This is a genomic window from Pseudovibrio sp. FO-BEG1, assembly GCF_000236645.1.
Lineage (GTDB): Bacteria > Pseudomonadota > Alphaproteobacteria > Rhizobiales > Stappiaceae > Pseudovibrio.
This window is the reverse complement of sequence record NC_016642.1, coordinates 906,787-920,000: the sequence shown is the minus strand read 5'-3', so window position 1 is coordinate 920,000 and position 13,214 is coordinate 906,787. Positions and strand designations below refer to the sequence as shown.

12 protein-coding genes (1 of these 12 running past the window's edge) are annotated in these 13,214 nt (G+C 53.6%); 7 read left to right on the top strand and 5 right to left on the bottom strand.

The window, feature by feature from the left end; genetic code table 11:
• Window positions 1-226, bottom strand: partial view of a citrulline utilization hydrolase CtlX gene (ctlX, locus tag PSE_RS04300; protein ID WP_208998084.1) — the 5' portion only. It extends 758 nt beyond the left edge of the window; only the first 226 of its 984 coding nucleotides appear in the window; it begins with the start codon at window positions 224-226; its stop codon lies beyond the left edge, outside the window.
• Window positions 227-629: 403 nt separating this feature from the next.
• On the opposite strand from ctlX, the gene PSE_RS04295 reads away from it, so the two are divergent.
• From PSE_RS04295 to PSE_RS04285, 3 genes are all read left to right on the top strand, one after another.
• A complete protein-coding gene (locus PSE_RS04295; RefSeq protein WP_014283737.1) occupies window positions 630-1,256 on the top strand; it encodes an NAD(P)H-dependent oxidoreductase in 627 nt (208 codons plus the stop codon).
• A 68-nt stretch (window positions 1,257-1,324) separates the two neighbouring features.
• Window positions 1,325-2,113, top strand: a complete 789-nt coding sequence (locus PSE_RS04290) for a creatininase family protein (RefSeq protein WP_041767951.1) — start codon at window positions 1,325-1,327, stop codon at window positions 2,111-2,113.
• Between the two features lie 101 nt (window positions 2,114-2,214).
• Window positions 2,215-3,420 (top strand): hypothetical protein, encoded by a 1,206-nt coding sequence (locus tag PSE_RS04285; protein WP_014283735.1) that lies wholly within the window; start codon window positions 2,215-2,217, stop codon window positions 3,418-3,420.
• A gap of 6 nt (window positions 3,421-3,426) precedes the next feature.
• Here PSE_RS04285 and PSE_RS04280 read toward each other — a convergent pair whose 3' ends face one another.
• Together PSE_RS04280 and PSE_RS04275 are read right to left on the bottom strand one after the other, a co-directional pair.
• Window positions 3,427-4,083 (bottom strand): nucleotidyltransferase family protein, encoded by a 657-nt coding sequence (locus PSE_RS04280; RefSeq protein WP_148266085.1) that lies wholly within the window; start codon window positions 4,081-4,083, stop codon window positions 3,427-3,429.
• Between the two features lie 376 nt (window positions 4,084-4,459).
• Window positions 4,460-5,137, bottom strand: coding sequence for a nucleotidyltransferase family protein (locus PSE_RS04275; protein WP_014283733.1), 678 nt, complete (start codon window positions 5,135-5,137; stop codon window positions 4,460-4,462).
• A gap of 403 nt (window positions 5,138-5,540) precedes the next feature.
• Between PSE_RS04275 and pyrC the strand changes: the two genes are divergently transcribed.
• The 3 genes from pyrC to PSE_RS04260 all read left to right on the top strand — a co-directional run bounded on the left by pyrC (window position 5,541) and on the right by PSE_RS04260 (window position 10,688).
• Window positions 5,541-6,593: a dihydroorotase gene (pyrC, locus tag PSE_RS04270; protein ID WP_041767949.1), complete on the top strand. Its 1,053-nt coding sequence runs from the start codon at window positions 5,541-5,543 to the stop codon at window positions 6,591-6,593.
• Between the two features lie 185 nt (window positions 6,594-6,778).
• Window positions 6,779-7,474 carry an orotate phosphoribosyltransferase gene (locus PSE_RS04265; RefSeq protein ID WP_014283731.1) on the top strand — a complete coding sequence of 232 codons (696 nt, stop codon included), beginning with the start codon at window positions 6,779-6,781 and terminating at the stop codon, window positions 7,472-7,474.
• 346 nt (window positions 7,475-7,820) lie between these two features.
• Window positions 7,821-10,688: a pitrilysin family protein gene (locus PSE_RS04260; protein WP_041767947.1), complete on the top strand. Its 2,868-nt coding sequence runs from the start codon at window positions 7,821-7,823 to the stop codon at window positions 10,686-10,688.
• A gap of 56 nt (window positions 10,689-10,744) precedes the next feature.
• Here PSE_RS04260 and PSE_RS04255 read toward each other — a convergent pair whose 3' ends face one another.
• Window positions 10,745-11,545 carry an MBL fold metallo-hydrolase gene (locus PSE_RS04255; protein WP_083841547.1) on the bottom strand — a complete coding sequence of 267 codons (801 nt, stop codon included), beginning with the start codon at window positions 11,543-11,545 and terminating at the stop codon, window positions 10,745-10,747.
• Window positions 11,546-11,660: 115 nt separating this feature from the next.
• Between PSE_RS04255 and PSE_RS04250 the strand changes: the two genes are divergently transcribed.
• Window positions 11,661-12,653, top strand: coding sequence for a GlxA family transcriptional regulator (locus PSE_RS04250; RefSeq protein ID WP_014283726.1), 993 nt, complete (start codon window positions 11,661-11,663; stop codon window positions 12,651-12,653).
• On the opposite strand, the gene PSE_RS04245 is transcribed toward PSE_RS04250, so the two are convergent.
• On the bottom strand, window positions 12,650-13,135 hold the full coding sequence (locus PSE_RS04245) for a RidA family protein (protein WP_014283725.1): 486 nt from the start codon (window positions 13,133-13,135) through the stop codon (window positions 12,650-12,652). The genes PSE_RS04250 and PSE_RS04245 overlap by 4 nt on opposite strands.
• Window positions 13,136-13,214 lie beyond the last annotated feature (79 nt).

Sequence of the window (13,214 nt, the reverse complement as noted above, 5' to 3'; positions counted from 1 at the left end):
CTTCAAACAGGTGAACATCTACACCGCGGCGGATCAGTTCATCGGCTGCGGTTGAGATCTCTACATATGCCTGTTCGGCAAAATCAATATCTGCCTGCGCTTCACCAATAAGACTTCTAGAACTGCTCTGCCCAGCATCTTTGCTTGTGCTGAAAAACAAAGGGCGGATCATAACAACGGCGGAAGGGGCCTGAACGGATCGGAGAGTAGGTCTGTGAATCGTCATTGGTTCTGCTTCTTATTTGATGAGTTACACAGTGCACCATTCATCGGGCGCAGATTTTTCTTTTGGGAGGATTGGCGCGATTGTCTTTGTGTGGCGACTTCGCTTTTTTCTTTTTGGCTGCTCACCTCCTCCAAGTGATTGCCAGCCTGTTTCTGATTTATCTTTCAGAAAGTACGCACTAAAAAATATATAAAATTGTGTAAATATTGAGGCATTACATAAAACAGCCCTAGAGTCAGACCCTCAAATACCCGTGATTACTGAAGTAAGGTATTTAATTTCATTAACTTATGGAAAATCTCAGCTGAGTTAGGGAGGATTACGAACTAGACGGTTTTCATGCGATCATGATGATTGAAGCTACAGGGAATTTGGTCCACTCCTGCCTTAGTGTATGGCTTGAATGGACCGCACTACATTTGAACCGGACAAAAACATGCATGCTCTGATCGTCTATTGTCACCCCAACACTGAGAGTTTCAGTAAGGCCGTTCTTGAACAGGTGGTGACGACGCTCAACCACCAGCAAATCAGCTTTGATGTGATTGATCTTTACGAAGATGATTTTCAACCTGTTTTGACAAAGAGCGAGCTGGACAATTATCTGGACACTGCGCAAAACCAGACGGGCATTGAGCATCATATTACCGCTTTGAAACGGTGTGACACACTCATCTTCATCTATCCGACCTGGTGGTATGGGCTGCCTGCAATGATCAAAGGATGGCTGGATCGGGTGTTTGTGCCGGGTGTCGCCTTTCGGCTCACCGAGGAAGGCGCAATCAAGCCAAATTTGCAGAACATTAAGAAACTTGCCGTTTTTACCACCTGCGGGGCTCCAAGATGGCTTAGTTTTCTGATGGGTACACCCGGCAAAAAGACCATTTTGCGCGGTGTACGTTTGCTTTGCAGCCCTTGGGTGAAAACCAGATATGCGGCTCACTATAATATGGACAGCTCCACGGATACGTCGAGAAGCCACCATCTGAAGGTGATTGAACGGAAGACCCGAGGCCTTTGCAAAGCTTAGAGAACAGCCCTCGTCTCTGCTCATTCATCAGGTATACTTGAGGGCAACCGAATAGTGAGGTGCTTGCCATGTTTCCTCGACGCTATTGGATGGATTTCAAGACAACGGACTTTGAGAGTATCGATCCTCAAAGGACGATAGCGATCTTGCCGACGGCTTCTGTTGAGCAGCACGGCCCTCACCTGCCCCTTGGTGTGGACACCTATATCAACCAGGGCATGCTGGAAACGCTTTGTGCCCGGGCACCGGAAGCCCTGGACTTTCGCATTTTGCCGCTGCAATGCATCGGGAAATCTGACGAGCACATTCATGCGCCCGGTACATTATCATTGCGGGCGGATACCGCCGCCAAGCATTGGATAGATATTGGCACTTCTGTTGCGGCTTGTGGCATTCGGAAGATGGTGATCGCCAACTCCCATGGCGGCAATCTGGATCTGATCGGGATTGTGGCCCGCGAGCTGCGCATTCGCAGCAAGATGCTGGTTGGGAAATGTCATTGGTCCAGTTTTGGCGCTCCGGAGGGCATGTTCAGCGAGGAAGAGCTGAAGTTTGGCTTGCATGGTGGAGATGAGGAGACCTCTCTCATGCTGCACTTCCGGGCGGATCTTGTTGATATGCAAAGAGCGCAAGATTTCCGATCTTCTGCGCAGGATCTGGATGAGAACGCCCGTCTTGGACCAACCGGGCTGCCATCTTACGGGTGGATCGCCTCTGATCTGAACCCGCACGGCACGGTGGGTAATGCGGCAAATGCGAGCTCAGAAAAAGGGCGCTTGACCGCGGAACATCAGGTCGATGGATTTATTGGTTTTCTGCAGGAAACAGCGGACTTTGATATTAGCCGATTTGATTGATGGGTCAGTTATGCTGAACTCTTATAAAGTCAGTGCTCATAACTGATCCGCTGTTTTGTATTTTGAATTGTCGACAGGACTGCCACCTCTGGAGTCGAGCTATGCCTTTTTTGAGAGTGTGTTTGATCTTTCTCCTTACAGTTTTTGCTATTCCGACTTTGAGCTTTTCGCAGGAAGCTCTGAGCCTCTCCGGTGGTCAGCGGTGGCTTGTTTTTGCCAGCAGGCAGGATGCCACTGAGGCAGTGAAGTTGGCGGAAGGCTACAAAGATGCTTTGCAGGGTACCGCTTATGAAGACAAAGTTCGCGTGGTGCGATCGGACAATGAGTGGTTTGCCGTTGTGGTTGGCCCAGCGCACTTCAAGAGCATTCGACTGGCCAGAGCGGAGTTCGACACCGTACTGCCGGAAGATGCCTATCTCTCCCGAGGGCGGCGATATGTTGAAACGGTATGGCCCGACAGAGACCGGCAACTCGATGAGTTTGAAAATCAGGCGCATTTTACGCTGGAGCTGGAAAAACTGCGGGTGAATGCGGACCTCATTGTTGAGCAGACCGACCCCAATGATGCGTTTTCGAAGAACTCCCACGTGCGTGTTACTGGCTGGGTTGGACGTGACAAGGTGTTTTCGTTTGAGACTGAGCCGAGTTACTACCCCGAATATGGGCAGAGCGTTGAAGTGATCCGGCTCGCCAATGAGACAGAATTGCCGCAGGTCGTTATTAAGCGCTTTACGGGAGGCGCTCATTGTTGCGTGGAGCAACATATCATCACGCAGGACCGAAATGGCGATTGGGCCATGGTTCAAGGAGCCGTGCTGGACGGGGCTTATGGCTATAGCTTTGAAGATCTGGACGGCGATGGCAGCATTGAGCTGGTGCGCTCAGACAACAGCTTCCTTTATCTGTTTGCGCCCTATGCGGGGAGTTTTGCGCCGCTGTTTGTTGAGAAGCTCTCCTTCGATGAGATTATGGATGTGAATCTGGATCCGGCATATCAACCAGCATTTCGTAAGGAGTTGGCCTACTTAGAAGAACGGGCTCAGTCAGATCCGGCGCTGTGGGGAGAGAACGGGTTCCTGGCTGCCTGGGCAGCTGTTCGTGCGCGTTTGGGGGAAGGCATGGCAGCGATTGACGAGGCACCCGAGAAGAGCCGCGGGGATGAGGATGATTTCCGCAAGTTTGTGTGCCCGGATGGCTCACCAAGTTCTGCCTGCGACTATGAGAATGCGATTGCGCTGCCGTTCCCAGTTGGTTTGACGGTACATCTGATTGAGCAAGGGTATTTACCAGTTCAATCGCGGCCTTAAGCTGCCTTACCTGAACGCTATCCCCGGCCACATGGCTTCAACGCGGCGGAGTTTGTAGAGGAAGTGTTCCTCATCGCAATAACCGGTGTTGCGTTCCATCTTCATGGCGAAAACGCCGGAGAGTCCGAAGGGGGCCAGCACAGTGAATGTACCGCTGGTTTCGAGGCGGACGCCGAGGGCGTATGTCTGGACGGGATCACGTACCAGCGCTTCTGCTGTGCAGGTGACTGGCGTGCCGTTGCTCATGCTGTCTTTGTCGTGATGGACAACATGGCCGGCCTGATTGGACAGGTGCACCTGATATGGACCTGCGCTGAGGACCTGACGGATGTGGCGCAGGTAGGTGGCTTCTTTTTCAAGCGCCTGATCGGAAGGATCATAATAGGTGATGTAGAGCTGGTGGTTGCCTGCCATGGCGGGTTTGCCTTTGAGCGCTGTCCAGAGAGGCCAGGCAATGGAGGGGCCGGAGATGCACCAGTCCGGTAGACGGAGGGAGCGGATGCCTTTCATGGCGGCGATCAGGTGGGCGTTGGAGCGCAGGACCAGTTCGAGGAGGCGTGTGCGTTCGTCTTCGCTGGTCACTTGAGGATCCGCGAGGGCTGCCTGGTCCAGATACTCCAGGTTGGCATTGGCCAAAGCTGATGGACGCATTAATTTCAGCATTGCCTTGATAACGCCTGCACCGGTTACTTCCTGAACATCGGGCGCTGAACAAGTGCGCTAATGATGCTCGACTTCCTTGAACTTGCGCAGATCCTTTTTCGGGAGCCGGTGATTGACTTCCGGGGACATGCTCTACTCTTTCTAACTACTAAAAGATTCCAATGAGATAATCCATTGGTGGGTTGGGGGTTGGTAAACAATGTTGAGGATCAATTCTGCGGAGGTCGCCAGCATGGGGGCTAGAAGATGCTTGCGTAGGGGCCGAGAGACGTACGCTGTTTTAAACGGATGATTGGAAATGTGGGTGGTTTTGGTAGGTTAAGAGTGTCTTTGGCTTTGGCTCACTTGTTGGTCTTGAGGGGGGGGGACGCTCAGGTTACCATGGGACGATTGTGAGTTCGGGCCAGTGTTTGGTGAGGCGGGTGGCTTTTTGGGTGAAGGTTTGCTGGTTGGGCAGGACCTTATTGGGGAGCATCTGCATCTGGAAGATGGGCTCCAGACCGAACGGTGCTTCGATTTGCAGGCGGTCGTCATCGTGCAGGCGGGCGGCGACGGAGTGGGTTGTTGAGGCGTAGTAAAGCAGCGATTCCAGCGAGCAGCCGAGTTTGGGGTAGTCCATGCCGAAGTGCTTGGGGAACCAGAGATGCACGCGGGCCTGATTGCGGATTTCGACCGGAAGGCCCAGCGGTTCGCAGGCTTTGGTGAGTTGCTTGATGACGCGGTCTTCTGCTTCATAGGATGTGTCGGAGTCATCATGATAGATCAGGTCGTAATCCTTGATGCCATGGCCTGCGTCCCTACCCGTCAGTGCATTCCAGACGCTTTGGTATATTGCGCCAGAGGCGAGCCATGCATCTGGCAGCCCCGCATCACGCAGGATTTTCAGCAGATCATAGAGGGTGGTGGAGCGGATGACCTCTTCAATAAAATACACGCGCCCCTGCTCACCTGCGCCATGGTGAACAGGGGAGACACGTGTTGGCAAGGAGGGGATCTTCTCCTTGGGAGTGGCATAGCCGGATGGAGCGGAGGTCGCAGAAACTGACATGGACATGATTTTCGTTTGAAAGAGATCAAGCTGCGAAGACTGCCGTAACGACTCGCCCTCAAAAACCAGAACCAAGAGTGAATTAATTTAGTACATAACGGGAACATTATGATAATCTACCACCCAAATCAATCCATGCAAATTTGGGGCTTGGCTGCCTGCGAGAATTGACAGGTAGATTCGCTCAGGGTTTATGCGGGGTGCTTTCGACCCACGAAGATGTGGATAGCAGAAACTGCATGATCACCTTATTTTTGACTGGTTACGCAGCGCATTTCACCCGAAGGTCCAGTTCCCTTGCATACGTATTTGTGCGAGATGCTCCCGAACCGCAGATTTTCCTTGAGATTTGGTGTCATTGGGCAGTAAACCGATGTCGCGCAGCCTTTCGACCACACGGAGCATGAAGATGACCGAGACCCGCCTGACCATTAGACGGCCTGATGACTGGCACCTGCACTTACGTGATGGCGACATGTTGAAGTCTGTTTTGCCATCAACTTCGGCAAACTTTGGCCGCGCGATTATCATGCCCAATCTGGTGCCGCCTGTAGTCACCAGTCAGGATGCTGAGGGTTACCGGGATCGCATTCTGGCAGCGATGCCAGAGGGCCACGACTTTACCCCACTCATGACGCTTTATCTCACCGAGACCACGGATGCTGATGATCTGGAACAGGCTGCCAAGTCTGGTCTTGTCACAGCGGTGAAGCTTTATCCTGCTGGCGCGACAACCAACTCGCAGAGTGGTGTACGCGACTTTGATAAGGTGGCTGGCGTTCTGGAGCGGATGGCAGAGATTGGTCTGCCGCTTCTGGTGCATGGCGAAGTGACCACACCAGACGTGGACATCTTTGACCGTGAGGCGGTGTTCATTGAAACTGTGCTGGACCCGATCCGCCGCAAGTTTCCTAAGCTGAAAGTGGTGATGGAACACATCACGACAGAAGAAGGCGTCAATTACGCCAAGTCTGGCGGTGACAATCTGGGCGCGACGATCACCACGCACCACTTGATCATCAACCGCAATGACCTTCTTGTTGGCGGCATCAAGCCTCACTTCTACTGCCTGCCAGTGGCGAAGCGTGAAAAGCACCGCCTTGCGCTGCGGGCTGCGGCAACCTCCGGTGATGCACGGTTCTTCCTTGGCACAGACAGTGCTCCGCACCTTGACCAGAACAAGCTGTGCGAGTGTGGCTGTGCGGGTATCTTCTCTGCACTCAACACAATGAGCTGTCTGGCGCATGTGTTTGAAGAGGAAGGTGCTCTCGACAAGCTTGAGGCCTTTGCCTCGCTCAACGGCCCGGCGTTTTATGGCATGGCGCCCAACACAACCACCGTTGATCTGGTGAAGACCGATGAGAAGGTTGTTTACCCGCCAAACATTCCGACGCCGGAAGGGCCGGTGACCCTCTTCAATCCGGGATTTGATATATTCTGGAAGGTTGAGAACGAGAAATAAGTTTCAAAGCAGTTTGCACCTAATATGGCCGGGGCAAGCTGCTTTTTTTTGATGTGAACGCGGGCGGCATCTGCACCAGATCCCCGCTCGTGTTTCAGATCTTTGTTTGTGCGCGTATTCCCGAGGACCGGAACAGCTTTTAGGGAATACGCTCTAAACCACCTACTGTGACTTGAGGGACAGCGATGTTTTCCAATTCTTTTCCTGACCGCGAAGTGATGGCGGAACTGACCGCAAAAATGCTCATGGAAATCAAGGCGGTGAACTTCCGTCCAGAAGAGCCGTACATTCTGGCTTCCGGCCTTGCGAGCCCGGTTTATATCGACTGCCGCAAGCTGATCTCCTACCCACGCATTCGTGGCACCCTGATGGAGTTTGCTGTAGCAACCCTGCTGCGTGATGCGGGCTTTGAGAAGTTTGATGCGATTGCAGGTGGCGAGACTGCTGGCATTCCGTTTGCTGCATGGATTGCAGACAAGATGGCCCTGCCGATGCAGTATGTGCGCAAGAAGCCAAAGGGTTATGGCCGTGATGCGCAGATTGAGGGCGACATCCACGAAGGGCAGAACGTGCTGCTGGTGGAAGACCTGACCACTGATGGCGGTTCCAAGATCAAGTTCTGTGAAGCGCTGCGCACAGCTGGTGCTGAAGTGACCGACACGCTGGTGGTGTTCTACTACGACATCTTCCCGGAGACGAAGGGCAAGCTGGCAGAGCATGGTGTGAACCTGCACTACCTTGCCACCTGGCACGACATCCTGCGTGTTTGCCGCTCCAACGACTACTTCTCTCCTGAGAAGCTGAATGAAGTTGAGAAGTTCCTCAATAACCCACTGGAATGGTCCGCAGCCAACGGCGGCGTCAGCGAGCTTCCGATTTAACGGATTACGGCCTGACAAACTGGCTCAAAGAAAACGCAGGGCTTTGGCTCTGCGTTTTTTGTTGGGTGAGCGGCTTTGATGTTTCTGCCTGCGCTGCTTTGCCACAAAAGCAACATGAAGCAAAAGCATATGAAAAACAGCGAAGTTTATGATAATTACGCTGATGTAGCTTTTGCCAAGCCAAGCTCTTACGGGACACTCGGGTTCAGCTCGCACTCAAACAACTGGATTTCTTGCAGATCCACTGCGTGCAAAGCATGGGGTTGTGCTGTGTTGAACAGCAGCACACGTGGGGCGCCATTACAAAAGCAAACAAGCGATTCTGGCGGCACGCAGGGAAGAAAATATGCATGTAATCCGACACCTTATGGTGCCAGCACTGCTGAGTACCGGACTGGCCTTTTCTGTTCCTGTTTTCGCGCAGGATGCTGCCACGCCGCCTCAGCCCAAGCCGACTGCCGCTGTCCAACAATCACAATGGTTTCCTGAAACCGATCTGAAGCTGCATCCGCGCGTTATCTCCCGCCAACTGCCCAATGGCATGCGCTATCTGATGGTGCAGAGCCAATCGCCGAAGAACCAGATTGAAGTTCGCATGGCTGTTGATGCTGGCTCTTCCCTTGAAAAAGCACCGGAACCGGGCACGGCGCACTACCTTGAGCACATGGCTTTTAACGGTTCCACCAATGTGCCGGAAGGTGAAATGGTTGCCTTGCTGGAGCGTGAGGGACTGGCCTTTGGTGCGGGAACCAATGCAACGACCACACTGAACACCACAACTTATCGCCTGTCCCTGCCCTCCGCCGATGCTGAGCTGTTGGATACAGCCCTGTTCATCATGCGCGAGACTGCCAGTGAGCTGACCCTTTCTGACAGTGCGATTGATCGTGAGCGCGGGGTTGTTGCCTCTGAAATTCGCGGCAATTACGGGCCGGGCTATGACGCGATGGTTTCCCGTTTTGCCTTCCTTTATCCGGGCATCAAATCACGCACCCTGCTGCCAGTGGGCACCATGGAAGGCATCGATGCCATGGATCAGGCCACGCTGCGCGATTTCTACCAGAATTACTACACACCGGGCAGAACCACTCTGGTGATCACCGGTGACATTGATGTGCAGGCAACTGACGCTGCTATTCAAAAACACTTTGCGGATTGGAAGCGCCCTGCCAATGCAGAGGAGCTGGACAGCAAAGAGCCTGATTTCGGCACACTGCAGGTGGCGCAAGAACCACGTGCTGCAATCTTCGTTGAGCCTTCTTTGCCAACCGTGGTAAGCCTTTATCTGGTCAAGCCCTCTCAGGAGCGTGTCGACAATCTGCAGACCCGCATTGATAACGCAGTGCGCGGTATCGGGATCAGCATTTTGCAGGAGCGTCTGCGGGATGCAGCGCTTGCATCTCACGACACCATGGTGAGTGCCGGAACAAGCTATTACCACGAAGATTTTGCAGACACGATTGTTGCCAGCGCGACGCTTGCCACAGACAAATGGCAGGAAGGCTTTGCGCTGCTGGAGCAGAAGCTGCGCCAAACTCTGGCTTATGGCGTGACACAGGAAGAAGTTGATCGACAGTTGGTGGACCGGCTCAACTCTTTGGAAGTTGCCCTAAAGGCAGAAGAGACGCTGCCAAACCGGACCATTGCCAATATTCTGGTGCGTGATGTGCTCAATGAGCGGGTTACCACCTCATCTGCCGATAATCTGGCGTTCTTCAAAGATTATTTATCTGACTTGAAAGCGGCGCGGGTCTCTAAGGCTCTGCTGGAGCTTTGGGACAACGCAAAGCCAAACCTTTTCATGACCACCGCTGAGGCTATTCCAAATGCAGAGGAGACGCTTCTTTCTGTGTTTGCTGAAAGCCAGAAGCAGCCGGTTGCAGCTTTTGAGGCCAAAGCTCTGAGCAGCTTTGATTATGAGAGCTTTGGTGAGACAGGCAAAGTGGCCCAGCAGACCATCAGCAGCTTTGGTCAGATCCGCTCCTACACCTTTGAAAACGGTGTGGTGCTGAACTTCAAGCAGACGGATTTTGACAAGGGCAAGGTGTTTGTTTCACTGCGCACCGGCCATGGTATTGAGGATCTGCCTGCTAACAAAGATGGTTTGGCAGGTTTCTTCCAGAGCGCGTTTATTGTTGGCGGGCTTGGCAAGTACTCGGTTGCGGATCTGGACAAGGTTCTTTCCGGCACGCAGGTTGGTGTTGGTCTTTCCTTTGGTGAAGATGGCATTTCTGGCCAGTACAGCACGACGCCGGACGATCTGAAGCTGCAGTTGCAGGTGATTGCAGCGTATCTGACTGATCCGGCTTATCGTCCTGAGGGCGCGGCGTTTTACAAGAAGAGCCTGAAAGAAGCCTATAAGCACTCCCGCATTTCGCCGGAGGCTGTTCTGGGCCGTGAGTTCTCCCGTATTCTCCATGGCGGTGACAAGCGCTGGGGCACAGGCACCGAAGAAGAGCTGCTGCAGCGGAACTATGAAGAGCTGAAGCCGATCATCAGCCGTATTGCTCAAAACGGGCCGGTGGAGATTGGCATTGTAGGTGATCTGGAGGTTCAGGTGGCGCTTGATGCAGTTGCCGAAACCTTTGGCGCTTTGCAGCATACCTATGAGGTTCCGGCACACAGCTATGCGGCTGGCATTACGTTTCCTGATGCGCAGGCGGTGTCGTTGACGCACGAGGGCGACAAGGATGCGGCTCTGCTGCAGTATTACTGGAAGACCAGTGACGATGCAGATGCGGCGCAGAGCTATACCCTGCAGCTGCTGCAAGGGGTGATGGAGCTGCGTTTGCGCGATAAGCTGCGCGAGGCGATGGGTGCTTCTTACAGCCCTTATGCTTTCAACCTGAACTCCAACACGATCAAAGACTTCGGCTACATTGGCCTGTCCAGTTCGCTCAAGGTGGATGACGTTGAGGTGGCGGAGACGGTGTATCGGGATATCGTCAAAGGACTGCAGGTGACGGGTAACATCACCGAGGATGAGCTGCTGCGCGCACGCCAGCCGATCCTTGAGGCGATGAACAACGCTGAGCACAGCAACGGATTGTGGTTTGAGCTGGCCAGTCAGGCAGTCAGTTATCCGGAAGCGATCCAACGCTATCAGGATTACACGAAGATCCTGAAGCAGATTACGCCAGAAGATCTGGTGGTGGCAGCCACAGATTTCCTCGTGCCAGAGCGGAACGTGACGCTGAAGATTTTGCCGGAGTAAGGCAATTTGAAAAAACGCAGGGTTTGGGCCCTGCGTTTTTATTTGGTGCTGGCGGTCTATATAGCTTGAGCAAAGGCAGGTTCGGCGCTGAAGCTAAGGGTTTCTCCGTCTGCGGGGATCAGGAGTTTTTCGCTCAGGCCTGCTTTTTGGGCCAGTTCGCGCAGTTGAGGGCGGGTGACCGGGCAGTGGTTGATGGCTTCCAAGTGGTTGGCGATCACCTTTCCGGGGGCGATCCTGATGAACTCCATGATCTCATCCAGTGACATGAGGATGTCCTTACCGATATCCAGACTGGCGTTGCCTGCTGCGACGACGGCGATATCCGGTTTCAGCGTTTTGAGGCAGTGGCGGACGTCTTTGGTGAGGATGGTGTCACCGGAGATGTAGATGGTGGGGGCGCCCGGGAGTTCCAGAAAGTAGCCGACACCCGGCCCCATGAACCTTGCAATCCAACCGTAGCCGTGAATTGTTGGAATTGGCGTGATGTGGCCGTCGAAAAACGGCTGGCGGTGTTCGTCTTTGAGCGGAACTGTTGGAATGCCTTTCTTACCGATGAAGGTTTCATCATCCAGACGGCAGAAGACCGGGATTTTCTGAGACAGCAGGAACTTCTTGGCGGCGCCGTCCAGATGATCGGAGTGCCCCAGCTGGCAGTGGGTGACCAAGGCGGCGGTGATACCTTGCAGGTGGTCTTGCGCAACATCAGGCAGCGGAACCATAGGGTTCCGGCGGCTTTTGTGACGGATGAAGCTGTAGCTGGGGAGCGAGCCTACTTTACCCAACATGGGGTCTACCAGAATCCGGTGCTGTTCATGCTGGATGATGAGGGTTGCGTTGCGAAGAAAGTGAAGTTCCATCCTGACCTGCCGCTCTTAAAACTCTTCGGTATCTCCTGATCCTAGTTTTTGACGTGGAAGCTGATATAGTCTGACTAGACATAAACCATACATAATCCGCCAAGTGAGACCACGCATGCCTTCCACTATTGCCATATTGCTGCTGGAGAACTTTCTAGGGCTCGCAGCCTTTGGGTCGGCGGACATGTTTGAGACCGCCAACGAGATCGCCAGGGTGCGCGGTGATGAGGGCGCGCCGTTTGAGGTGAAGACTTACTCGTTGGACGGCCAGCCAGTGCGATCTTCCAACGGCATTCTGGTAACACCAGACGGTTCACTTGAAGACATCACCGCACCGGATGTTGTTTTTCTGCCGGGCATCGGCACCGCGACAGCTCCGCAATGCACGCTCAACACCAGCTGGTTTCAGGGCGTTGCGGAGACGCTTCAGCGCCTGTCTCAGGGCGGTGCGATTGTTGCGGCGAGTTGCACTGGCACGTTTTTGCTGGCGGAGGCCGGGTTGCTGGATGGCAAGAAGGGGACAACGACCTGGTGGAAACAGAAGGAGTTTTCATCGGCCTATAACGATGTTGAGTTGGATGGCGATGAGATCCTGATTGATGCGGGCAATGTGATTACCAGCGCAGCGGGGACATCTGCACTGGACCTTGCGCTCTACCTGATAAAGCGGTTGAAAGGCCCTGCCCTTTCCCGGCTGTGCGCACGGTTTATGGTGTTGGAAGAGAACCGCGGTTCTCAGCAGCCCTTCATGATCCCGTGGCATCAGAAGACCCGGGATGAGACGATTGAGCGGGCAGATCAGTGGGTGCAGAACAACTTGTCCTCTCAGCCCATCAAGGTGCAGGATATGGCGACTTTTCTTGGCATGAGCACTCGCAGCCTGTTGCGCCACTTCCAGCGCAAGCTTTCATTGTCGCCACAACAGTTCATCCTGAACATTCGCTGTGAACGCGCCAAGTCTCAGCTGGAGTATACGAACACTGCCATCGCGAAGATCGCAGAGGTGCTGGGGTATTCCGACGAGAATGCGTTTCGTCGGTCCTTTCTCTCACAGGTGGGCGTTTCCCCGGCACAGTACCGGCAGAAATTTCGCAGAGAAGCTTATTAATCGCCGGAGGACTTGTCTGGCACGACAGCAACTGCGTCGATTTCAAACTCGATGATTTCAGTTGCCAGTGCTGGGACTGGAATGAGTGTGCTTGCTGGTGGGCTGGCGCCAAAGACTTCACGGCGTTTTTTGTTTACGTAGTCCAGTCTGTCCTGATTGATGCCTTTGACCAGCACCGTGATCTTCACAGTGTCTTCAACACTGCTGCCAGCGGCTTCCAGCGCTTTGATGACGTTCTCAAAAGTGCGATCGACCTGATCTTCAAAAGTGTTGGACCCATCTTTATCAATGCCAACCTGCCCGGCCACATAGACCATGCGGGTGTCTGGTGCGACGACAACAATCTGCGAGTAACCAGAGCTGCTTGAATCTGACAGGGTGTCCGGATTGATAATGGTTTTCTGATCTGAACTTGCCGCCAGTGCGGAACCACTGAACAGGAGTGCGGCACAAAGGCCAAGCGCTTTGCTGGTAAGTTTCATAGGGGACTCATTCTTTAATTTTGAAGATGTTAAAGTCATTCGTGGTGGAGAGCCTAAGCAGGCTCTCCAAAACGCGTTG

What these genes read in the sequence shown, in the direction of transcription:
- PSE_RS04295 (WP_014283737.1), top strand. Translation starts at nt 630, where the DNA reads ATGGACCGCACTACATTTGAACCGGACAAAAACATGCATGCTCTGATC.
- PSE_RS04290 (WP_041767951.1), top strand. Translation starts at nt 1,325, where the DNA reads ATGTTTCCTCGACGCTATTGGATGGATTTCAAGACAACGGACTTTGAG.
- PSE_RS04285 (WP_014283735.1), top strand. Translation starts at nt 2,215, where the DNA reads ATGCCTTTTTTGAGAGTGTGTTTGATCTTTCTCCTTACAGTTTTTGCT.
- PSE_RS04280 (WP_148266085.1), bottom strand. Translation starts at nt 4,083, where the DNA reads ATGCTGAAATTAATGCGTCCATCAGCTTTGGCCAATGCCAACCTGGAG.
- PSE_RS04275 (WP_014283733.1), bottom strand. Translation starts at nt 5,137, where the DNA reads ATGTCCATGTCAGTTTCTGCGACCTCCGCTCCATCCGGCTATGCCACT.
- pyrC (WP_041767949.1), top strand. Translation starts at nt 5,541, where the DNA reads ATGACCGAGACCCGCCTGACCATTAGACGGCCTGATGACTGGCACCTG.
- PSE_RS04265 (WP_014283731.1), top strand. Translation starts at nt 6,779, where the DNA reads ATGTTTTCCAATTCTTTTCCTGACCGCGAAGTGATGGCGGAACTGACC.
- PSE_RS04260 (WP_041767947.1), top strand. Translation starts at nt 7,821, where the DNA reads ATGCATGTAATCCGACACCTTATGGTGCCAGCACTGCTGAGTACCGGA.
- PSE_RS04255 (WP_083841547.1), bottom strand. Translation starts at nt 11,545, where the DNA reads ATGGAACTTCACTTTCTTCGCAACGCAACCCTCATCATCCAGCATGAA.
- PSE_RS04250 (WP_014283726.1), top strand. Translation starts at nt 11,661, where the DNA reads ATGCCTTCCACTATTGCCATATTGCTGCTGGAGAACTTTCTAGGGCTC.
- PSE_RS04245 (WP_014283725.1), bottom strand. Translation starts at nt 13,135, where the DNA reads ATGAAACTTACCAGCAAAGCGCTTGGCCTTTGTGCCGCACTCCTGTTC.